Genomic DNA, 21,658 nt, shown 5'->3' on the forward strand with positions numbered 1-21,658 from the left:
GGTGGAATAGTTCCTGTTTGTTGGGTATCCAGGCTTAAACAGGGACTTTTTCACCGCAACTGCGTGTGGCTCATTTTTCTTACCGTTCTGACACATATGTCTCATTGTGGGTATATACGTCTGCAAGGCTCAATTCCGAGTTAGGGGAGTGATCGTTTTGGATAAAACTGCGTTCTTTACGATGCCGTGCGGGCTGTATGTGGTGAGTGCCGCGGCAGATGGATCGCGCGCCGGCTGCATTATCAACACCGCAGTGCAGGTGACGTCCACGCCGCCGCGCATTTCGGTTGCCGTGAACAAGGAAAATGTCACGTCTGGCGTTATCTCGTCTGCCAAGGCCTTTGCGCTGACCGTGATCGATCAGACGGCCGATATGCCCTACATTGGTAACTTTGGATTCCGTACCAGCAGCAACTATGACAAATTTGCCAAGTACGAGACGCGCGAGACCGCACTGGGCATGCCCTATGTTCCCGAGCATGCGGCGGCCTTGTTTAGCTGCCGTTTGATCGACACAGTGGATGTGGGCACGCATCTACTGTTTATCGGTGAGGTCGAGGATGCCGAGCGCCTGAGCGACGAGACGCCGCTCACCTACGATTACTACCATAAGGTCCTGAAGGGCAAGACGCCGCCCAAGGCGTCTTCGTACCAAGGGTAGAAATGCGGTAAAACCGCTTGCATTATATTATTAAGAATATATACTAATAAGCAAAGTACACCAGCAGCCACGTTCGAGAGGAGAACATCATGGCCGAGGAAAAGAAGACGTACAAGTTCGTGTGCACCGTTTGCGGTTACGAGGTAGAGGTCGACACGCCCGAACTGCCCGAGGATTACGTGTGCCCGGTGTGTGGCGTCGGTCCCGATCAGTTTGAGCTCGTCGAGGAGTAGCTCGTAGACACACGACTTGCAGCAACATATAGCTCTGTCCAAGGGCCCCGGTCGGATATCCCGGCCGGGGCCCTTTTCCTCCGTCCCCAAGGGATCACGGCTGCTATTAGCCGATCCTGTCTGTTGTGAGTCCGGCCGACCTTTTGTCTTAACCTGCAACATCTAACGGCTCAAAACGGGTCTTCCTGTTACAGAACGAGACAAACCAAAACCATCATTCTCAAAATCTCAATCTATAACATTTAGGCACGTAAAACCCCTCTACTTGTTACAGATCGAGACAAAAGGTTGGGGCTGAAGAAATATCTCGATCTGTAACATCTGGGCGCGGAAATTGGGTCCACTTGTTACAGATCGAGACAAACTGAAACTATCTCTCAGAAAATCTCAATCTGTAACATCTAAGGGCTCAAAACGGCCTCACGTGTTACAGATTGAGACGTTATATCTGGACAGTCACGCCATCCCATTACATCCCCGTTAGCAGCACGATGTCGAGAATCGTCACGATGACGCCGATCCCTACGAGCAACGCGTTGAGCGGGCGCGAGTTGGCGTATTTGCCCATGACGCGGGGCGAGCTGGTGAGTCGTATGAGCACAAAGACCGTAATCGGCAGCTGAAGCGACAACAGTGCCTGACTCCAAATGAGACCCTCAAAAGGATTCGGGACGATCAGGCACGCCGCCACTGCGCCGACGAAACAGGCCGCCACTCCGATCGAGGAATGTCGGTCGTGGATGTCGTATTCCTCGTCGAATATGCCCGCGGTGATGGTGCCCGCCGCCATGCCCGCCGTCACGCTACTCGATATGCCCGCAAACAGCAGTGCCACCGCAAAGATGGTCGAGCTTGCCGGGCCCAGAATGGGGGAGAGCGTGGCCGCTGCGACGGCGAGGTCGTCTACGACAATGCCGTGCGCAAAGAAGGTCGTTGCGGCCAGGATGACCATGGCCGAGTTGATTGCCCAGCCCACACCCATCGAAAATAGCGTGTCGAAGAGCTCGTAGTGCAGGCGTTCTTCGATAACCTGCTCGCCTTGGCCTTCAAAGTGCATGGATTGGATGACCTCGGAGTGCAGGAAGAGGTTGTGGGGCATAACGACCGCGCCTAGGACACTTACGATAATCGCGACTGAGCCGGTGGGCATACTGGGTGTAATCCAGCTTGTGGCGGCTTGCGGCCAGTCGACCTTGACCAGCAGAAGCTCGGCTAAAAACGAAAGTCCCACCACGCCCACGAAGGCGATGATCCAGCGTTCGGCGCGTTTGTAGGAGCTTGTCATGAGCATGGCAATCGATGCCGCCGCCACGATGATGCAGCCGGCACGTACGGGCAGGCCAAAGAGCATTTGAAGTGCGATCGCACCGCCCAGGACTTCGGCCATGGCGGTGGCGACCGTGGCTAGATACGCGCTGCCGAGTATCGCACGCCCGACGAGGCGGGGCAGGTGGCGCGTCGTGGCCTCGGCAAGACACATGCCCGTGGCGATGCCCAAGTGAGCCGCGTTGTGTTGCAGCACGATGAGCATGATCGTGGACAGCGTGACGATCCACAGCAGCGCGTAGCCAAACTGCGAGCCGGCGGCCATATTGGAGGCCCAATTGCCCGGGTCGATAAAGCCGACGGTCACGAGCAGCCCGGGGCCGATATGCCGTGCGATGTCGAGTCCGCCGTGGCCGCCGGTGCGCGGGGAGCCAAAGTGATATTTGAGATGGTCGATCATGGTGCACTCCTGCGTGCCGTTTGTTTGACGCCGCAAAGGATACCCGTTTTAGGCTCGAAATTTGACCATGACTAACAAAATTGTTGTATTTGAATAGGATGGTAAAGGGGGGTTGCCGAAATGTCTTGATCTGTAACAACTAGGGATGGAAATTGGGCCTAGGTGTTACAGATCGAGACAGGAAGAAATGGTCCTATGGAAAATCTCGATCCGTAACAGCTGACCGCCAAAACCGGCCCTTCATGTTACAGATTGAGACATTCGTAACCGTCTCTCGAGAACATCTCAATCTGTAACCGTTAGTCGTCGAAATTGGGTCTTCCTGTTACAGATTGAGATGTTTGAAGCGGTGAGTTTACAGGCCGAACCTGGGGCCCTTGTTGTTGCCCTTGAGGTCGGCGGTGTCCACTCGCAGGGCGTGCGTTACGCAATTGTTTCGAAACGGGCGGGAAACACAATGGGCCGGCGATGCTTCTAGTATGCCTATTCAACTGACTGTCTAAATATCTAGGGGAGGATCGCGATGCAGGCAGATTCCGCTCAGCAGCAGGGCCTTTATCGCCCCGAATTCGACCACGATGCATGTGGCATCGGCGCGCTTGCCGATATCAACGGTGAGCGCCACCACCAGATTCTGGACGATGCGCTGTCCATTCTGGTCAACCTGGAGCACCGCGGTGGCACGGGACTCGAGAAGAATACCGGCGACGGCGCCGGCATCCTGTTCCAGGTTCCGCATCACTTTTTCCGCAAAGAGGCTCAAAAGTGCGGCCAGATTCTGCCGGCAGAGGGCGACTATGGCGTGGCCATGCTGTTCTTCCCGCAGGACGACAAGGGCGTAGAGGATGCCCGCCGCGTGTTTGAGGAAGGCTGTGCCGAGGCCGGCGTGCCGCTGCTCTTTTGGCGCGAGGTGCCGGTCGACCCTCACGATCTGGGCGAGACGGCCCGCGCCTGCATGCCCACCATCCTGCAGGCCTTCCTGGGCCGTCCGGACGACACGCCCGCCGGCGATGCCTTTGAGCGTCGCCTGTACGTGTGCCGCCGTACCATCGAAAAGAAGGCCGACGCCGAGTTTGCCCTGCGCGACAAGATCTTCTATGTGTGCTCTATGAGCTCGCGCACCATCGTGTACAAGGGCATGCTGGTCGCCACGCAGATGCGCCGCTTCTTTATCGATCTCAACGACGCCGCCGTTAAGACGGCCGTGGCGCTCGTCCACTCGCGCTACTCCACCAACACCACGCCTAGCTGGGAGCGCGCACATCCCAACCGCTTTATTATCCACAACGGCGAGATCAACACCCTCAAGGGCAACGTCAACTGGATTCGCGCCCGCGAACCTAACCTGTACAGCCCCGTGCTGCAGCATGATCTTGAGCGTGTGATGCCCATCATCAACCGTGAGGGTTCCGACTCCGCGATTCTGGATAATGTGCTCGAGTTTTTGGTCATGAACGGCCGTCCGCTCACGCGTGCCGCGTCCATGTTGCTGCCCGAGCCGTGGGACCACAACGACAACCTGAGCGAGGAGCGTCGCGCCTACGATGCCTACCAGTCCATGCTCATGGAGCCCTGGGACGGCCCGGCGGCCATCGCCTTTACCGACGGCCGTACGCTGGGTGCCGCCCTTGACCGCAACGGCCTGCGCCCGGCTCGCTACTACGTGACGCGCGACGGCCGCTTTATGCTGGCAAGCGAGGTGGGCACCATCGAGGTGCGCCCCGAGAATATCCTGACAAGCGGTTGTTTGGGACCGGGCCAGATGCTCGAGGTCGATTTTGCCCGCGGCCGTGTGATCTACAATGACGAGCTGCGCGCCCGCTATGCCAAGGAAAAGCCCTACCGCGATTGGATTGCCGAGGAGACGCTGACCGTTGACGCGCTCGACAAGCCCGCCGCGGCAACGCCTGCCGAGGATGCCGAGGTGCCTGCCGCCGTGCGTATGGCCAAGCTCGGCTACCACTGGGATGATGTTGACGAGGTCGTGCGCCCCATGGCCCAGCAGGGCAAGGCCCCGCTCGCCTCGATGGGTATCGATGCGCCGCTGGCCTGCCTGTCCAAGAAGACGCGCTCGTTCTTTGACTATTTCTATCAACTGTTCGCCCAGGTCACGAACCCGCCGATCGACGCCCTGCGCGAGCATATGGTCACCTCGACCACGCTCTACCTGGGCAACCACGGCAACCTGCTCGAGGACTCTCGTACGGCCTGCCAACTGGTGCGTCTGGAGCGCCCGCTGCTGAGCGAGGAGGAGTTCGACCGCATTTGCGCGATTGACCGTGTTGGCTTTAAGACCCGCCGTTTCCGTGCCGTTTACCGCCGCGATGCCGACGAGGGCGCGCTGCAGGCTGCGCTCAAGCAGCTTGCAGAGGACGTTGAGGCTGCGGTCCGCGACGGCGTGAACATCGTGGTGTTGAGCGATCGCGCCGGAGCGGACGAGGTACCCGTGCCGTCACTGCTCGCCGTGGGCTGCGTGCACAACCACCTGATCCGCGCCGGCGTGCGTACCTTTGCCGACATTGTGGTGGAGTGTGGCGACGCCGTGTCTCCGCACGACTTTGCGGCGCTGGTGGGCTACTCCGCGAGCGGCATCTATCCGTACAGCGCGCATGCGTGCATTCGCGACCTGGCGGCGCACGGCGATCTGGACGTGACAGCCGAGCAGGGCATCGCCAACTACAATAAGGCTGCGACCGCCGGCATCGTTTCCATCATGTCCAAGATGGGCATCTCCACGGTGCAGAGCTACCATTCGGCGCAGATCTTCGAGGCCGTGGGCTTTACGCCGGAGTTCGTCAACGCGTACTTTGCCGGCACGGTGAGCCGTGTGGGCGGTATGGGTGTCGAGGACGTTGAGCGCGAGCAAAACGAGCGCTACGACGCCGCGCTCGCTATCCTTAAGAGCCCGGCTCCCGATCAGCTGCCCACGCTGGGTCTGACCAAGTGGCGCCCGCTCGGCGGCGAGGATCACCTCATTGATCCGCAGACTGTCTACTTACTGCAGACCGCCTGTCGTGAGGACAGCTACGACACCTTTAAGGAGTACAGCGCCCGCCTGCACCGCACCGGCCGTGCCGTGCGCCTGCGTGACTTGCTCGACTTTAATGCCAACGGCCGCACGCCGGTTTCGCTCGACGAGGTGGAGCCCGCGCGCAACATCGTCCGCCGCTTTAACACCGGTGCCATGTCGTACGGTTCTATCAGCAAAGAGGCGCACGAGTGCATGGCCATCGCCATGAACCGCCTGCATGGACGCTCTAACTCGGGCGAGGGCGGCGAGGATCCGCGTCGCGAGACCCCGCTGGCTAACGGTGACTCCAAGAACTCCGCTATCAAGCAGGTGGCAAGTGCGCGCTTTGGCGTAACGAGCCGCTACCTGTGCAGTGCCTTCGAGATTCAGATCAAGATGGCCCAGGGCGCCAAGCCCGGCGAGGGTGGCCACCTGCCCGGCAAGAAGGTCTACCCCTGGATCGCCGAGGTCCGTCAGTCCACGCCCGGCATCGGCCTGATCTCGCCTCCGCCGCACCACGACATCTACTCCATCGAGGACCTGGCAGAGCTGATCTTTGATCTTAAGAACGCCAACCCCGGCGCGCGCGTGTCGGTCAAGCTGGTCAGCGAGGCCGGCGTCGGCACCATCGCCACCGGTGTGGCCAAGGGTGCCGCCGACAAGATCTTGATCAGCGGCCACAATGGCGGCTCGGGTGCCGCGGCGCGCGATTCCATTTGGCACGCCGGCCTGCCGCTGGAGCTCGGCCTTGCCGAGGCTCAGCAGACATTGCTGCAAAACGGACTGCGCTCCCGCGTGGTGCTTGAGGCCGACGGCAAGCTCATGGACGGCACCGATGTTGCCGTCGCCTGCCTGCTGGGCGCCGAGGAGTTTGGCTTTGCGACCATGCCGCTCATCTCCATGGGCTGCCTCATGCAGCGCGACTGCCAGCAGGATACCTGCCCGGCCGGCATCGCCACGCAAAACTGTCGCCTGCGTCGCGGCTTCCGCGGCAAGCCCGAGCACGTTGAGCACTTTATGCTCTTTGTTGCCGAGCAGCTGCGTGAGGTCATGGCGAGCCTGGGCTTCCGCACCGTCGACGAGATGGTCGGCCATCCCGAGTGCCTGCGCCAGATCGAGGTACCGGGCAACCGCAAGGCCAACCTGCTTGATCTGTCGCCCGTGCTGACGAGCGCGACCTGCGAGTTCGGTGCCCATATCCCGGGCGCCGACGGTCGCCACTTCCTGCCGCAGATGGCTGCGGACAGCGAGCTCGACAAGACGCTCGACTCCACGTTGTTTGTGCCCTATACGGCCGATGCCCGTGCGCACCTGCGCCCGATTCGGTTCCGCGCCGATATCGCCAACGTCAACCGTTGCGTGGGCACCATCCTGGGCAATGCGGTGACCAAGGCACATCCCGAGGGCCTGCCCGCCGGCTCCATCACCATCGATTGCGATGGTTCGGCCGGTCAGAGCTTTGGCGCCTTTCTGCCGCGCGGCATTACGCTTAACGTGTGCGGCGACGCCAACGACTACTTTGGCAAGGGCCTTTCGGGCGGCGAGGTGTCGGTGCGCCCCAACCCGCATGCGACCTACAAGTTCGACGAGAACATCATCGTGGGCAACGTGGCGTTCTTTGGCGCCACGAGCGGCCGCGGCTTTATTAACGGCCTGGCAGGCCAGCGTTTTGCCGTGCGTAACTCCGGTGCCACTGTGGTGGTCGAGGGCTGCGGCAACCATGGTTGCGAGTACATGACGGGCGGCCTGGCGCTCATCTTGGGCGAGGTCGGGCAGAACTTCGCCGCCGGTATGACGGGTGGCGTGGCCTATGTCTTTGACCAGTACGGCACGCTCGAAGCCCGTGTGAACCACGAGAGCGTGGAACTCAAGGCCCCGACGGTTGGCGAGCTGGCGCAGATTCGCGCGCTCATCCAGGAGCACGTGGACGCGACGCAGAGTCCGCGCGGCATTAAGCTGCTCTACAGCTTCGACTCGATGAGCAAGCACTTTGTGAAGGTCATTCCGACCGAGTACGAGCGCGTGCTGGCGATTGTCGCTGCGGCCGAGGCCGTGGGCAAGACGCACGCGCAGGCCGAGGAGTTGGCGTTTGACATCGTGACCGGCCGCGCGAGCGCCGCGGATGTCGCTCGCTTTGATGTCGCGGGCGGTGCAGCGGGCACTGCGCCCGTGGCTGTCAGCCCTGCTGCTTCGACCAAGAAGGAGGCGTAAGTGCCATGGGTAAGCCCGGTGCTTTTCTTGATATCGATCGCGTGACCCACGAGCTGCGCCCCGTGGAGGAGCGCAGCCGCGATTTCGATCCGCTGTACGTGGAGCTCGACGACGATGCGCGCCGCGCCCAGGCGAGCCGCTGCATGATGTGCGGCGTGGCGTTTTGCCAGATGGGTGCGAGCTTTGGCAAGGCGCGTCCGAGTGGCTGTCCGCTGCACAACCTGATTCCCGAGTGGAACGAGCTGGTGTATCGCGGTCGCTGGGACGAGGCGGCCGAGCGCCTGTCGCTCACCTCGCCCATGCCCGAGTTTACGAGCCGCGTGTGCCCGGCACTGTGCGAGGCTGCGTGCAACCTGGGTTCGGTCGACGGCCAGCCCACAACGATTCACGATAACGAGCGCGCGATCAGCGACCACGAATGGGCAAACGGCGGCCCGCGTCGCTTTGAGCCGGCCGGGGAGGACGCGCCCTCGGTCGCCGTGGTGGGCTCCGGCCCGGCTGGCCTGGTGGCTGCATGGGAACTTGCGCGTCGCGGTGCCCGCGTGACGGTGTTTGAGCGCGACGACCGCCCAGGCGGTCTGCTCATGTACGGCATTCCCAACATGAAGCTCGAGAAGTCCGTGGTCGAGCGCCGCGTGGCGCTCATGCGCGAGCTGGGCATTGTCTTTGAGCTGGGTACTGACGTTACGAACCCTGAGGTGGCGGCCAAGCTCAATGGTTTTGACGCCGTTGTGGTGGCTGCCGGTGCTCGTACGCCCCGCGGTCTTTTGGCTACGAATGTGGATGCCCCGGGCGTGGTGTATGCCGTGGACTACCTGACGGCTTCGACCGTCTCGGTGCTCGATGGAGGTGAGCCCGCGGTGAACGCGCGCGGCCTGGACGTTGTGGTCATTGGCGGCGGCGATACCGGCAACGACTGCGTGGGTACCGCGGTGCGCCAGGGTGCACGCAGTGTGCGTCAGTTTGAGTTCTTGCCGGCCGCGCCGGATAAGCGTGCGGCGAGCAACCCTTGGCCGCAGTGGCCCAATGTGAAGAAGACCGACTACGGTCAGCAGGAGGCTATCGCTGCCATGGGCGGCGAGATGCGTGCTTGGGGCGTGGATACGCTCGAGGTATTGCTGGACAAGAAGGGCGCTGCCGCGGGCCTGCGCGTGGTCGATCTGGACTGGTCGGCCGGCAAGCCCGAGCGCATTGCGGGCTCCGAGCACGAGGTGCCGGCCCAGCTGGTGCTGATCGCCTGTGGCTTTACGGGTCCGGAGCACGGCGTGTTCGACGCTGTTGACGTGCCTATTGCCACGGCGGGCCGTCCGTTGCCCGTGATGGCCTCCGAGGACTCGCATCTTGCGGCTCGCGTGGATGGCGTTGCCGCGGATGCCGCGCCGGTGTATGTGGCCGGCGATGCCCGCAACGGCAGCTCGCTCGTGGTGAGTGCCATGGCCGATGCCCTCGCCTGCGCAGCCGAGGTCGCCGAGGCGCTGGGGCTGTAAGACAATCACGGAGTTACTCAACAATCGAATCGGCAAGGGCTGTCCCCAACGGCCGGCATATAAGGAACGTCCCCAAGTGCCGGCAGCTGGGGACGTTCCTTATATGCCGGCATCCGGGGACACTCCTTGCGGGTTTGCGAGCGTTTTGCTCGTTTGCCGACGTTTGGCTGCCTACCCGTTGGCGTTTGCGCCCGTTGCGCTCTGCTGTTTATGTGGCGGCTTTAGTTGTTTGCGGACAGCGGCGCGGGTGATTCGTCTAGTTCTACCCGCGATTTTGTGGCAATTTGTATAATCTGCAAGTATCCCGTCAAGTGCTTGGTCAGCATCTGGTTTGCAGCCCGATGCCCATTTCGCCCGTGATGGCGGCGACCACCCGCCCTCCTCGTAAGCTCAAATTGAGGTTTATCAGTTTGAGGAGGATGCCATGGCTGATCATGTTTTGGACCGGGGACGTCTGGCCGAGGCCGTCGGTGACGATATTGCCGGCATGGCCCAGTTTTGGATGCTGCGCAAGTTTCAGTTTTTGGAGTCGGCGCGTACACAGTTCGAAGTGATAGTCGATCCATGGCTCAGCTATTGCGAGGAGCCCTCGCAAAATGAAATCATGGCCTATAACATGGCATTTACCGATTGGCTGCTGTTCGAGCGTCCCTATTACCATGGCAAGACGCTGCTTGAGCTGTATGTTGACGAGCCGCCGGCGTCGCTTTCGCCCGTCTCGCTCAGACGGCTCGAGCAGGTGCGCGACACGCACTATTTTTCGCGCTTTGGCATTTTGGATAAGGATCCCGCGACCGGTATGGTCGCGCTGCGTGACACGCGTACCGACCGTCGCTTTGACGTCTACGATCCGCATATCGTGCAAAAGGAGCACTGGCGCGATGGCGCGATTGCGGTGCGCCTCGCGTGCGTCGACGATGTCTGGCTGACGGCGGGGCAGCTTTACCTCTACGACATTGCGCGCCTGAGCGATACGGCGGTCGACGGGCCTGGCGCCGTGCATCCTGAGGACCTAGAAGATGGCTTCGATACCTCGTGTATCAGCTTCTTCTTACGGCTGGTTCGCGACATCATGGGCGCCCAGGGGCGCTACGTAAAGTCACTCAACATCTACAAACAGGAATGGGAGTAGGGGATGGGCATCTGCCGCCTGCCTTGCCTTCTGCCTTTATATCTCGATCTGTAACGTTTAGGGACAAAAAACCGGTCTACCCGTTACAGATCGAGACGAATGCTTGGGCGTTGCTGGTTTGTCTAAATCTGTAACGTTTAGGGGTCTGGAGAACGCCTAACTGTTACAGATCGAGATGTTTGGAACCCGGCAGGGGGGATGTCTCGATCTGTAACATCTGCAGGCCAAAACTCGATCCAACTGTTACAGATCGAGATGTTTGGCACCTAGCTGGGGAAATGTCTCAACCTGTAACATCTACAGGCCAAAAATCGACCTAACTGTTACAGATCGAGACAAAGGTTGGGCGCGGTGCCGAACAATCTAAATCTGTAACAACTAGAGGCTCAAAGACTGTCTTCCTGTTACAGATCAAGACATTTGTCAGCGGAGGCAACGGTGACGATGGTCCATTTGTCTGACGTGGTGGTGATGGAAGTGTCTAATACCGTTTTCAAACACAAACATGCAACACGTAGCACTTTGGCGCGGAATAGGATGCTTGCCAGGCTCACGGAGGCGGCTGAACAAGGCGTGCTGCTTGCGACGCACGATAATGCCGAGCTCATGTGGCTGCGGCGCCATGTGGGCACAGACGATATTGCGGAGCCCGAATCGCACCTATTCTGTTTTCAGCATGAATGGGATGCGTTGACGCCGCCGGAGCGGGCTCGGCGGACCATCAAGGGGCTTGCGGAGTTTCATCCCGATTGGGCGTTTTGGGGGTATGACGCCGCGCTGATATGGGGTCTGGAGGTGCCGAATGATCTGCTCGGGCCGCGTTACTTGGTCAAGACGGGTTGTTCGGTGGCGTTGAGTACGGGATATAGGCTGCTGCGTCCGCAGGCGTCGGGTGCGCTTGAGTGCGTCGACGGCGTGCGAGTGACGCCGTTTTGGCGCACGGTGGAGGATTGTCTGCTGCGTGCGCCGTTTTCATATGGTCTGGCGATTGCCGATTCTGCGCTGCGGGCGAAGGGCATATCGCGCGACGACCTCTGCGAACGGCTCCAGGCCGATTGCGAGGGCAGACACGGGTATCGCAGAGCTCAGGTGATTGCGTCGCATGCGGACGGGCTGTCCGAAAATGGTGGCGAGTCTCGGTTCCGAGCGTTCTTTATTGCATACGGTTTTCCGGTGCCAGAGTTGCAGGTGGAGTTTCGCGATCCGCTCGATTCGAGCCAGGTGTTTCGGGTCGATTATTTCTGGAGGCTCGAGGACGGGACGTGCGTGATTGGCGAGCTCGACGGAAAAGGAAAGTATACCCTGCAGGATGGTGGGGATCGGGAGTCAGTCGACCCGTTCGTAGCAGAGCGTCAGCGGGAGTCTCATCTGACAATGCTCGGGCACAAGGTGCTGAGGTTCACGTTTGATGAACTCAAGAACCCGGGGAAGCTGGCTGAAAAGATGAGGCTGGCGGGTATTTCGCAGCGGGCCGATTTGGCTGAGGGATGGAAGCGTCAGTGGTATGGGCGCTGAGGGATACGACTAACGCGGATGTGGTTGTTCCTGTCGAGTTTGTCTCGATCTGTAACAACAAGAGGCCGTTTGGCCTCGTAACTGTTACAGATCGAGACAGAAGGTTGGCTGCCGCTAAAAGATCTAAATCTGTAACATCTATAGGCCGAAAACCTGTCTACCTGTTACAGATTTAGATGTTTGACGACAGGGCTGGAGAATATCTCGATCTGTAACATCTAACGGCCAAAATTCGACCCAACTGTTACAGATTGAGACAAAGGCTGGACGCGGTGCCGAAAGATCTCGATCTGTAACATCTGGCTGCTAAAACCTGGTCTACCTGTTACAAATCAAGACGTTTTGCTGGAACGGCCGGAGCATTGCCGTGCTGTCTCCGTTTGCCCTCACAGCTCTCTCGTCCCTCCGCTAACCGATATGTTCGACTTTAGTTTGCTGCATTAGGTGATAATGGACAAATGTTCAAGTTAATCGTGAGGGAGGAGCTCGATATGGCGTCTGCCGATCGTTCCACGTTGTTTATCAATGCGACCGTCCTGGATGGTTCGGAGCATATGGAGCCGCAGCCCGACATGGCCGTGGCCGTTGAGCGCGGTGTCATCACGTGGATGGGGCCGAGTGCTGTGGCGCAGGCGCCTGCAGGTGCCGAGGTCCTCGACCTGGCCGGGGCGTATCTCATGCCGGGCCTCATCAATATGCATGTGCATCTGTGCGGCTCGGGCAAGCCGGTTTCGGCGGGCGATGCGGGCACGCTGATGAAGAAGCTCGATAATCCCGTGGGGCGCGCTATCGTGCGCCATATTCTTAAGGGCAGCGCCCAACAACAACTGGCAAGCGGCGTGACCACGGTGCGCGGCGCGGGCGACCCGCTGTTTGCCGATCTGGCTGTGCGCGATGCTATCGACGCCGGCAAGTATCAGGGTCCGCGTTTGGTGGCGCCGGGAACGGGCGTCACGGTGCCGGGTGGCCACGGCGCGGGCTTGTTCGCCCAGGTGGCCAACAGTCCCTCCGAGGCGGCCGAACAGGTGCGCGACCTGTATGCGCGCGGTGCCGACGTCATTAAACTGTTCGTAACGGGCGGTGTGTTCGATGCGACCGAGGTGGGCGAGCCGGGCGTGCTGCGTATGCCGGTGGAGGTTGCCGCGGCGGCGTGCAAGGCAGCGCACGATATGGGCCTTCCGGTTATGGCTCATGTCGAGAGCATCGAGGGCGTGAAGGCCGCGCTCGAGGCCGGCGTCGATACGATCGAGCACGGCGCTCCGTTGACGCCCGAGATCCTGGAGCTGTACCGCGGCGCCGCGGGAACTCAGCTCGAGGGGCGTGCGCCGAGTGTGACCTGCACGATCAGCCCCGCACTGCCGTTTGTGCTGCTCGATCCGGAGAAGACTCATTCGACTGACACGCAAAAGAAGAACGGCGATATCGTGTGCTCGGGCATTATCGAGAGCGCTCGTGCGGCGCTGGAAGCCGGTATCAAGGTAGGTTTGGGTACGGATTCGAGCTGCCCGTTCGTGACCCAGTACGACATGTGGCGCGAGGTGGCCTATTTTGCCAAGTACGTGGGCGTGAGCAATGCGTTTGCGCTGCATACGGCTACGCAGGTCAATGCTGAGCTGCTGGGGCTGGGCGGCGAGACCGGTGCGATCGAGTGCGGCAAGGCTGCCGATATCCTGGTGACGCGCGAGAACCCGCTCGATGACCTGTGCGCTCTGCGCGAGCCGATGCACGTGATGTGTCGTGGCGATCTGGTGCGCAAACTCAAGGTGAGGCGTATTCCCGAGGTGGACGCCGAGCTCGACACGATTATGGCCATGCCAGCCGAGGCGCTTGCCGAGGAGCTTGCCCGCGACGGCGTGGCGTAGGTGTGACGGGGGCGGGCCCTTTGTCGCATTCAAAAAAGCCGAGGTCCCAGTGCGAGGCCTCGGCTTTTATTTTGTCCTGCGGTATAGCGGCTACGAGCGCGTCTCCATCTTGGCGTGGCACTTGGGGCAGGTGACGCGGATTTTGCCTTTGCCCTTGGGAACGGAGAGCATCTGGCCGCAGTTGGGGCACTTGAGGTATGCCGTGGTCTTGCGACCTTTCCACATCTTCTTGGCCGTGCGCTTGGCACGCTCAAAGTCTTCCTTACTGGTGCCGGCCGCGCGTGAGGTGCTGGCCGCTGCAGCGCCGCCACCCAAGCTGGCGACAAACTTGCCCAAGCCGGGGACCTTAGCCGAGCCGGCGACGAAGGCGTCGTTCTCCTTGCGACGTGCGTCGATGTTTTTGGACAGGCCGCGCAGCACGCCGATCACGATGACGGCGATGGCGATCCAACTGAGCCACTGGATGCGGGCCATCGATCCGATCATCGCGATGACGATGCCCGCAAAACCCATCACGATGGTGAGCTCGTCGGCGCCATTGCGGCCCTTCATAAAGTCATTCATGCAAATTGCCTTTCATTCGATATGCCGCACGCCTTTATACCCGATTTAGAGCAGGGGGGACAGGTTAATCTGCACCAATGTGGTGCAAACATACCTGTCCTCGGAACATCAAGACGGTGCAAAGTGGTTTGTCCTCAATGCGCCGATTACTTAGAGAGCTTGTCGACGACGCGTTCGATCTCGGCGAGCTTCGCGGCTTTGAGGTCTTCGTCGCCCGATTCGATTGCCGAAGTCACGCAGCCCTCGATATGCGCCTTGAGCACGTCGGCGTTAATGCGCGCGAGGAGTGCCTGTGTGGCCATGAGCTGCGTGGAAATATCGACGCAGTAGCGGTCCTCCTCGACCATCCGCAGGATGCCGTCGATCTGGCCGCGCGCCGTCTTGAGCATACGGTTCACCGATTTGCGGTCTGCCATCATGGCGGGTCCTCGTTTCTGGTCGATGGGGTCGAATGCTTCTGGTAGCAGCTAGGCTGCGGTCACGGACAGGGCGTGGAACTTCTCGCCGGCGCTCTCGACGGCGGCAGCGAGCTGCTCAGCGGCCACGGTGTCGGCGCACTCCACCTGTACCGTCTGAGTCTCGTGATCGGCATCGGCGTCGGTCACGCCGGCAACGTTGAGCAGTGCCGTCTCGACAGTAGCGTCGCAGTGGCCACACATAAGGCCGGAAGTCTTAATTGTGTAACGCATGGGTATTCCTCTCTGTTATGTCGGCTTTCCCAGGCACCCGACCTTGACCTTCAAGCCGTCGCTCGCGTACCAAAGTACGCGTCGCTCCTCTTTCAGGTCAATCTCGGGCACCTGGAAAGCCCGTTCTAAATGGACGTAATGGTGAGCCTATTTTGCCACTTTAGGCTTAAAGGATTTCAGGCGCAGAGCATTGGACACGACGCACACGCTCGACAGGCTCATGGCTGCGGCGCCAAACATCGGCGAGAGCTGCCAGCCGGTGAGGGGGAAGAACACTCCCGCAGCGAGCGGAATGCCGATGCCGTTGTAGAACAGCGCCCAGAACAGGTCTTGCTTGATGTTGCGAATCGTGGCGCGCGAAAGCTCGATAGCGCGGGCGACGTCCATGAGGTCGCTGCGCATGAGTACCACATCTGCCCCTTCCTTGGCGATGTCGGCGCCGGTGCCGATAGCAAGGCCCACGTCGGCGCGCGCCAGGGCAGGGGAGTCGTTGATGCCGTCGCCCACCATGGCGACCTTGCCGCCCGCATCCTGCAGTTCGCGCACGTGGCGTTCCTTGTCGGCGGGAAGCACGTCGGCAATGACCTGCTTGCTGCTCAGTCCTACGCAGCGGGCGATTGCTTCGGCCGTGACGCGGTTGTCGCCGGTGAGCATGTGCACGTCGACGCCGAGCGAACGCATTACAGCGATGGCCTCAGCGCTCGTCTCCTTGACCTCGTCAGCTACGGCAATGGTGCCGACAAGCTCGCCGTTCTTGGCAAAGAACAACGGTGTCTTGCCCTCGACGGCGAATCGCTCGGCAAGACCGGCGGGCACCTCCGCGCCCAGCTCGCTCATCAGGCGAACGTTACCGGCAGCGATGGCGTTTTGTCCCTCGCGCGCCGTAACGCCTCGTCCAGGCACGGCGGCAAAGTCCTCGACCATGCGCGCCACGATTCCGCGCACCTCGCACTCGGTCATAATCGCCTCGGCCAGCGGATGCTCGCTCGAGCGCTCCAGCGCGGCAGCGAGCTTCAGTAACGCCTTTTCACTCATGGCGGGCGAGCCGTCGGCGCGCGTGGCTACCACGATATCGGTCACGGCAGGTTTGCCGCGGGTGACCGTACCCGTCTTATCGAGCACCACGGTACCCACGCTGCGCAGGCTCTCCAGCGCCTCGGCGCTCTTAAACAGAATGCCCATCTCGGCGCCCTTGCCGGTGCCTACCATAATAGCGACGGGCGTGGCTAGGCCGAGCGCGCAGGGACAACTGATCACCAGCACGGCCACGGCGGAGGTGAGTGCCTCGTTCATGCTGCCGGTCAGTGCCATCCACACCGCAAAGGTTACGGCCGAGATCACGAACACCACGGGCACGAACACGCCGGCGACCTTGTCGGCCATGCGGGCGATGGGCGCCTTGGTGGCGTTGGCGTCCTCGACGAGCTGGATGATCTTGGCGAGTGATGTCTCGGCACCAACCCGCGTGGCGCGGAAGGTAAACGAGCCGGTGCGGTTGACGGTGGCGGCGTTGACGGTGTCGCCGGCGGTCTTTTCCACGGGGATTGACTCGCCGGTGAGCGCACTCTCGTCCACGGCCGAGCTACCCTCGAGCACCACGCCGTCGACGGGGATTGACTCGCCGGGGCGCACGCGCAGGACCTGGCCGGGAAGGATGCTATCGACGTCGACGGTGGTTTCGCTGCCGTCGTCGGCAACGACGGTCGCGGTTTTAGGCGCCAGATCGATGAGCGCCTCGATGGCGCCGCCGGTTTTGGACTTACTGCGCGTCTCGAGGTATTTGCCCACGGTGACGAGCGACAGGATCGTGCCCGCGCTCTCAAAATACAGATTGTCCATGCCTGTCATCATGGCCTCGTGCACCTGAGCTGTGGCCAGCTGGTCGGCCATGATGAACATAGCGTAGAGCGACCAGGCGATCGACGCGGTGGCACCGACGGCGATGAGGGCGTCCATGGTGGGCGCGCCGTGCACGAGTGATTTGAAGCCGTTGATAAAGTACGCGTCGTTGACGTAGACGATGGGGATGAGCAGGACGAGCTCGGTGAGCGCCAGCGTCATGCTGTGGGTGTGGTCGGTGAAGACGCTGGGCAGCGGCCAGCCGAGCATGTGTCCCATGCCTACGTAGAACAGTGGGATGAGGAAGACGATCGAGACGATGAGGCGGGTGCGCATGGCGGAGGCGGTGGCCTCCAGCTTTTTGGTAGGTGACTCCATATGAGCGGCGCCGGACCTGGCTTGCGCGCTGCCGTTTGAGCCGGCGGCACCGGTGCCCGTGCTGACGGGTGAGGCCGAGTAGCCCGCGCGGTCGACGGCGGTGCAGATATCGTCGGGGGAGACCTGCGCGGGGTCGTAGTCGACCATCATGGAACCGGCGAGTAGGTTGACCGCGACGCTTTGGACGCCGTCGAGCTTGCTCACGGCGCGGTCCACGTGCGCCTGGCAGGCGGCGCATGTCATGCCGCCTACGTCAAACTTATCTTGAGCCATGGCTTCTCCTTTCTGTGGTTCGGTGTTGGAATTGTTAACCTCTCGATACTATACACCCATACCCCCTGGGGGTGTATGGCAAAAGTTGAAATGTATGACATTCCGATACGGGGGTCGACTGCTAAGTTAGCGCACCATCCTCGCCCTTCGTCTCAATCTGTAACATCTAGTTCCGTTTTTGCCGAGTTACTGTTACAGATTGAGACAAACAATTCGGCGGTTGCTTAACATCTCGATCTGTAACATCTGGCAGGGAAAATGACCTCTATCTGTTACAAATCGAGATGTTGTTTTGCGAGGTTTTGGTTTGTCTCGATTCGTAACGTGTAGACCTGGTTTTGCCTCGTAACTGTTACAGATTGAGACAATTGGCCCAGACCCACCCCGTCCGCCTCGTCATCTGTGGTTTACGTGGGGGCATACGGAGTACGGGTATACTAACCGGCGGCGAATCTGCTCCATCGCTTAGAGCTGCTGCGTCTGGACGGCGCGTGATATGGCTGCCAAAGCGATCGCCAGCGTGCTGAGCAACGTCCTCTCTGTGCGCACCCGTTTTTGTATGTACTAGCGCACTACCAAGCACGCCCGCGCGGCCGCATGCCGTGCCCCTTGCGCGTGCAGATAAGGAACAACAACATATGCGTAATTCTGTATCCGACGTCACCGACGCCGAGATCCTGGACGAGACCCGCGAGGCCATGGCCCAGGCTGCCTTCGATGCGGCCGACGAGGCCAGCGCCGCCGAGACCGTCGAGTCCGCTACCGAGAACCTGCCCGCCTTTGACGAGCTGGGTCTTTCGGACGAGATACTTCGTGCCATCGAGAACCTGGGTTACACGGCGCCGACGCCCGTGCAGGCCGGTTCGATCCCCGTGGTGCTCGAGGGCCGCGACCTGCTTGCCGCCGCTCAGACCGGCACCGGCAAGACGGCCGCCTTTTTGCTGCCGACCATGAACAATCTGGAGCACATCGCTCCTCCCAAACCTGTGCGCGAGCGCGGCGGCCGTAACCGTCGTCGCGGTGCTAAAAAGCCCGAGGGCAACGGCCGCGGCCCCGTGATGCTCGTCATCACCCCTACGCGCGAGCTCGCCCAGCAAATCGACGAGGTCGCGAGCAAGATCGCCGACGTCACCGGCCATGTTGCCGTGACCGTTGTGGGCGGCGTGAGCTACAAGCCGCAGACCGCTGCCCTCAAGTACGGCTGCGACATCCTGGTCGCAACGCCGGGCCGTCTGGTCGATCTGATCGAGCAGGGCGCTTGCCACCTGGACGAGGTCAAGGTGCTGGTGCTCGACGAAGCCGACCGCATGCTTGACATGGGCTTTTTGCCCGCCGTTCGCCGTATTGTGCGCGAGACGCCGGCCGAGCGCCAGACGCTGCTGTTCTCGGCGACCCTCGACGAGGAGGCCGTGGGCGAGATTACCGACCTAGTGAGCGACCCGGCCCGCGTGGAGATCGCGCCCGCCACGTCGACCGCCGACACCGTCGACCAGTTTGTGTTCCCGGTGTCCATCGAGGCCAAGAACAACCTGCTGCCCGAGTTCCTCAAAAAGGAAGGCCCGGAGCGCACCATCGTCTTTATGCGCACCAAGCACCGTGCCGACAGCTGCTGCCGTCGTCTGGAGCGCAAGGGCATCAAGGCCGCCGCGATTCATGGCAACCGCAGCCAGGCCCAGCGCGAGCGCGCGCTTTCGGCCTTCCGCGACGGTACCGTCGACGTGCTGGTGGCAACCGACGTGCTCGCCCGCGGCATCGACATCAGCGACGTGCGCTACGTCGTGAACTTTGACGTGCCGGCCGAGCCGACCGACTACATCCACCGTATTGGCCGTACGGGCCGCGCCGGCGAGCTGGGCTGGGCCATCACGTTTGTGACCGAGCAGGACGTGGATGAGTTCTACGAGATCGAGAAGCTCATGGACAAGACTGCCGACATCTACGAGGCCGGCGACCTGCACGTGGGCCCCAATCCGCCCGCGGTTGATCCCGAGCGCGACCCTGCGGCCTTTAAGGTGAAGAAGAAGACCAAGCGCGGTAAGTCCAAGAGCAAGAAGAAGCTTGAGCAGGCGCGTCGCGACGGCAAGCGCAACGGCGACGATTACGGCGATGTGGCCGGTCGTTCCAACCGTGGTCGCGATGAGCGTCGCGGCGACAGCGAGCGCCCGAGCCGTCCCAAGCGCGGCGGCAAGACCCGCGTGCGCGAGGGCGTTCAGGCTCGCGTGGACGAGGCCGTGGAGAGCGTGGCCCGCGAGGTGGCTGCCGAGGAGCGTGCCGGTGCTGGTGCCGTCGAGCCGGCCCCGCGCGGCAACCGTGCCGAGCGCCGTGCCAAGCAGTTCCAGGGCGAGGCACATCGCCGTCGCCGCGAGGACGAGGACCGCGGCGGTCGTCGCCGTGTTGAGCGCGAGGACGAGGGCCGTGGCTCGCGCGGCGGCAAGCGCGGCGCGGGCGACCGTCGTCGTTCCGGTCGCGATGACGAGCGCGGCGGCCGCGGCGGCGAGTCCCGTGGCGGCAAGCGCTTTGAAGAGCGCGGCGGCCGCGGCGGTGAGCGTCGCAAGGATGCTCGCGGCAATGGCGGCCGCAGTGGCGCCGGCCGTTCTGGCGAGTCGCGCGATCGTCGCGACCCGCGTGCCAGTCGAGATCGTCGCGATGACTGGCGCAACTACGACGATACCCGCGAAGAGCGCCGCGGCGGCTATCGCGGCGGACGTGGCAGCAACCAGGTCGGCTCCCGTGGCGGCCGTGCCGGCGGTCGCGATAACCGTGGCAGCTATGGTAACAGCCGTGGCGGCAAGCGCGGCGGCAGCTCCCGTCGCCCCGGTGACGGCGGCGGCAAGCGCAAGTAACATACGCGTCGCGCGGTAAGGCGACACGAGTTTGGGCCTCGAGCAGACTATGCTCGGGGCCCTTTTAGTGGGCTCAGTATTAGGTGGGGCGAGTCTTCTTCGTGGAAACGCGCGGAGACGGTCGTGGCAAGAGATACGGACTATCGACCTAGTTGGAGATTCGCGTATGCGGGGGCCGACATCGACGCAGGGCATGAGGTTTTCTGCTGACGCGCGGCGGCTGCGGTGCCCGGGCGGACACGCCGGGGATTTCGCCCGCTGCCTGGCGCCCTTGCCGACATCCGGCTTTCGCGCTCGCATTCTTTTGGATGCGGGCGTGTTTTTCGTGGCGCGCACGGGTCCCCCGGGGCGCGCCGTGCATTTTCGGGAGTTTTCAGCAAGCCGGGGTGACTGCATACGCGCCGGAATCGTCTTTTTGAGCTAGCGGGATCCTTCGGCAGGCGATTTGGGTTGGCTGACGGCGTCCGGCGCGGCGATAACGCGCGTTTCGCGTCGCGCCGTGCCCCAAAACGACGCCAATCGCGCGGCGTCCACGATTCGCGGCACCGCCTGCGGGGGCCGCGATGCTGAAAACTCCGGTTTTTGCACGGTACAAGCGGGGGTACGTTGGGACGAGAAGGGGTGCCCCCGTCTTTTTATGCATGGCATAAGCGAAATTATGCAAGACAATAGGGCGCCATGCGCCGGATACCCAGCCTGGGCGCGCCATACGCCGACGCTTAGGCCCTCGATATCTCGGACATCATCACGCTCTAAATACTAACCCAGCAACAAAATCATCCGTCTTTTCTCCGTCCCCATGGGACCGGGTGTGGTATTCTATCTGCCGGGTATAACTTAGGAATACCATATAATACCAACGCCGCAGAAACAAACTCCAGATGCGGGCCAATCGGGTTGCCTTCACAGCCCGTCGCCAAGCCGCGTGCCCCGCATCTATCCGCACTACCGTTGTTTCAAAAAGGAAGCGCCATGGCAGAACACATGACCCCGGTTGTCGCGAAGGTCTTGCCCGAGGAAAAGGCGGCCTTCGCGGCGGCAACCCAGCTCGTGGGCACCACGCCGTCCAACGCCATCCGCATGTTTATCGCCGCGTTCAATCGCTGCGGCACCTTCCCGTTCGACATCTCGCCCAGCGGGGCCTTTGGCACTGCACCCGATTCTCATCAACAATGACTGTCCCAAACTGCCGGTACTTGGGGACGTTACTTGTCTGCCGGCAGTTAAGGAACGTC

At 61.6% G+C, this 21,658-nt stretch carries 14 protein-coding genes; 9 read left to right on the top strand and 5 right to left on the bottom strand.

Annotation, left to right across the window (positions count from 1 at the left end):
- The first annotated feature begins 157 nt into the window (after positions 1–157).
- Together ACTNDJ_RS01900 and ACTNDJ_RS01905 are read left to right on the top strand one after the other, a co-directional pair.
- Positions 158–661 (top strand): flavin reductase family protein, encoded by a 504-nt coding sequence (locus ACTNDJ_RS01900; protein ID WP_427717758.1) that lies wholly within the window; start codon positions 158–160, stop codon positions 659–661.
- A gap of 89 nt (positions 662–750) precedes the next feature.
- Positions 751–894: a rubredoxin-like domain-containing protein gene (locus ACTNDJ_RS01905; RefSeq protein WP_035137395.1), complete on the top strand. Its 144-nt coding sequence runs from the start codon at positions 751–753 to the stop codon at positions 892–894.
- A gap of 469 nt (positions 895–1,363) precedes the next feature.
- Here the strand turns inward: ACTNDJ_RS01905 and ACTNDJ_RS01910 are convergent, their stop codons facing one another.
- Positions 1,364–2,620, bottom strand: coding sequence for an Nramp family divalent metal transporter (locus ACTNDJ_RS01910; RefSeq protein WP_441063534.1), 1,257 nt, complete (start codon positions 2,618–2,620; stop codon positions 1,364–1,366).
- A gap of 523 nt (positions 2,621–3,143) precedes the next feature.
- Between ACTNDJ_RS01910 and gltB the strand changes: the two genes are divergently transcribed.
- The 5 genes from gltB (at position 3,144) to ACTNDJ_RS01935 (ending at position 13,837) form a co-directional block, all read left to right on the top strand.
- Positions 3,144–7,841: a glutamate synthase large subunit gene (gene gltB, locus ACTNDJ_RS01915; protein ID WP_441063533.1), complete on the top strand. Its 4,698-nt coding sequence runs from the start codon at positions 3,144–3,146 to the stop codon at positions 7,839–7,841.
- A gap of 5 nt (positions 7,842–7,846) precedes the next feature.
- Positions 7,847–9,328, top strand: coding sequence for a glutamate synthase subunit beta (locus tag ACTNDJ_RS01920; RefSeq protein ID WP_441063532.1), 1,482 nt, complete (start codon positions 7,847–7,849; stop codon positions 9,326–9,328).
- A 424-nt stretch (positions 9,329–9,752) separates the two neighbouring features.
- Complete coding sequence (locus ACTNDJ_RS01925) at positions 9,753–10,460, top strand: hypothetical protein (RefSeq protein ID WP_441063531.1); 708 nt, start codon at positions 9,753–9,755, stop codon at positions 10,458–10,460.
- Positions 10,461–10,898: 438 nt separating this feature from the next.
- On the top strand, positions 10,899–11,975 hold the full coding sequence (locus ACTNDJ_RS01930; protein ID WP_441063530.1) for a hypothetical protein: 1,077 nt from the start codon (positions 10,899–10,901) through the stop codon (positions 11,973–11,975).
- Positions 11,976–12,466: 491 nt separating this feature from the next.
- A complete protein-coding gene (locus ACTNDJ_RS01935) occupies positions 12,467–13,837 on the top strand; it encodes an amidohydrolase family protein (RefSeq protein WP_441063529.1) in 1,371 nt (456 codons plus the stop codon).
- A 90-nt stretch (positions 13,838–13,927) separates the two neighbouring features.
- Here ACTNDJ_RS01935 and ACTNDJ_RS01940 read toward each other — a convergent pair whose 3' ends face one another.
- The 4 genes from ACTNDJ_RS01940 to ACTNDJ_RS01955 form a co-directional block, all read right to left on the bottom strand.
- Positions 13,928–14,401, bottom strand: a complete 474-nt coding sequence (locus ACTNDJ_RS01940; RefSeq protein WP_441063528.1) for a hypothetical protein — start codon at positions 14,399–14,401, stop codon at positions 13,928–13,930.
- Between the two features lie 146 nt (positions 14,402–14,547).
- Positions 14,548–14,817 carry a metal-sensing transcriptional repressor gene (locus ACTNDJ_RS01945; protein ID WP_441014970.1) on the bottom strand — a complete coding sequence of 90 codons (270 nt, stop codon included), beginning with the start codon at positions 14,815–14,817 and terminating at the stop codon, positions 14,548–14,550.
- Between the two features lie 51 nt (positions 14,818–14,868).
- Complete coding sequence (locus tag ACTNDJ_RS01950; RefSeq protein WP_154515953.1) at positions 14,869–15,090, bottom strand: heavy-metal-associated domain-containing protein; 222 nt, start codon at positions 15,088–15,090, stop codon at positions 14,869–14,871.
- 147 nt (positions 15,091–15,237) lie between these two features.
- Positions 15,238–17,580, bottom strand: coding sequence for a heavy metal translocating P-type ATPase (locus ACTNDJ_RS01955; RefSeq protein ID WP_441063525.1), 2,343 nt, complete (start codon positions 17,578–17,580; stop codon positions 15,238–15,240).
- Between the two features lie 638 nt (positions 17,581–18,218).
- On the opposite strand from ACTNDJ_RS01955, the gene ACTNDJ_RS01960 reads away from it, so the two are divergent.
- Both ACTNDJ_RS01960 and ACTNDJ_RS01965 read left to right on the top strand, forming a co-directional pair.
- On the top strand, positions 18,219–20,423 hold the full coding sequence (locus ACTNDJ_RS01960) for a DEAD/DEAH box helicase (RefSeq protein WP_441063522.1): 2,205 nt from the start codon (positions 18,219–18,221) through the stop codon (positions 20,421–20,423).
- Between the two features lie 972 nt (positions 20,424–21,395).
- On the top strand, positions 21,396–21,599 hold the full coding sequence (locus ACTNDJ_RS01965; protein WP_117647680.1) for a type II toxin-antitoxin system RelB/DinJ family antitoxin: 204 nt from the start codon (positions 21,396–21,398) through the stop codon (positions 21,597–21,599).
- Positions 21,600–21,658 lie beyond the last annotated feature (59 nt).

The sequence above is a fragment of the Collinsella sp. HCP3S3_D1 genome (assembly GCF_052064015.1).
Lineage (GTDB): Bacteria > Actinomycetota > Coriobacteriia > Coriobacteriales > Coriobacteriaceae > Collinsella.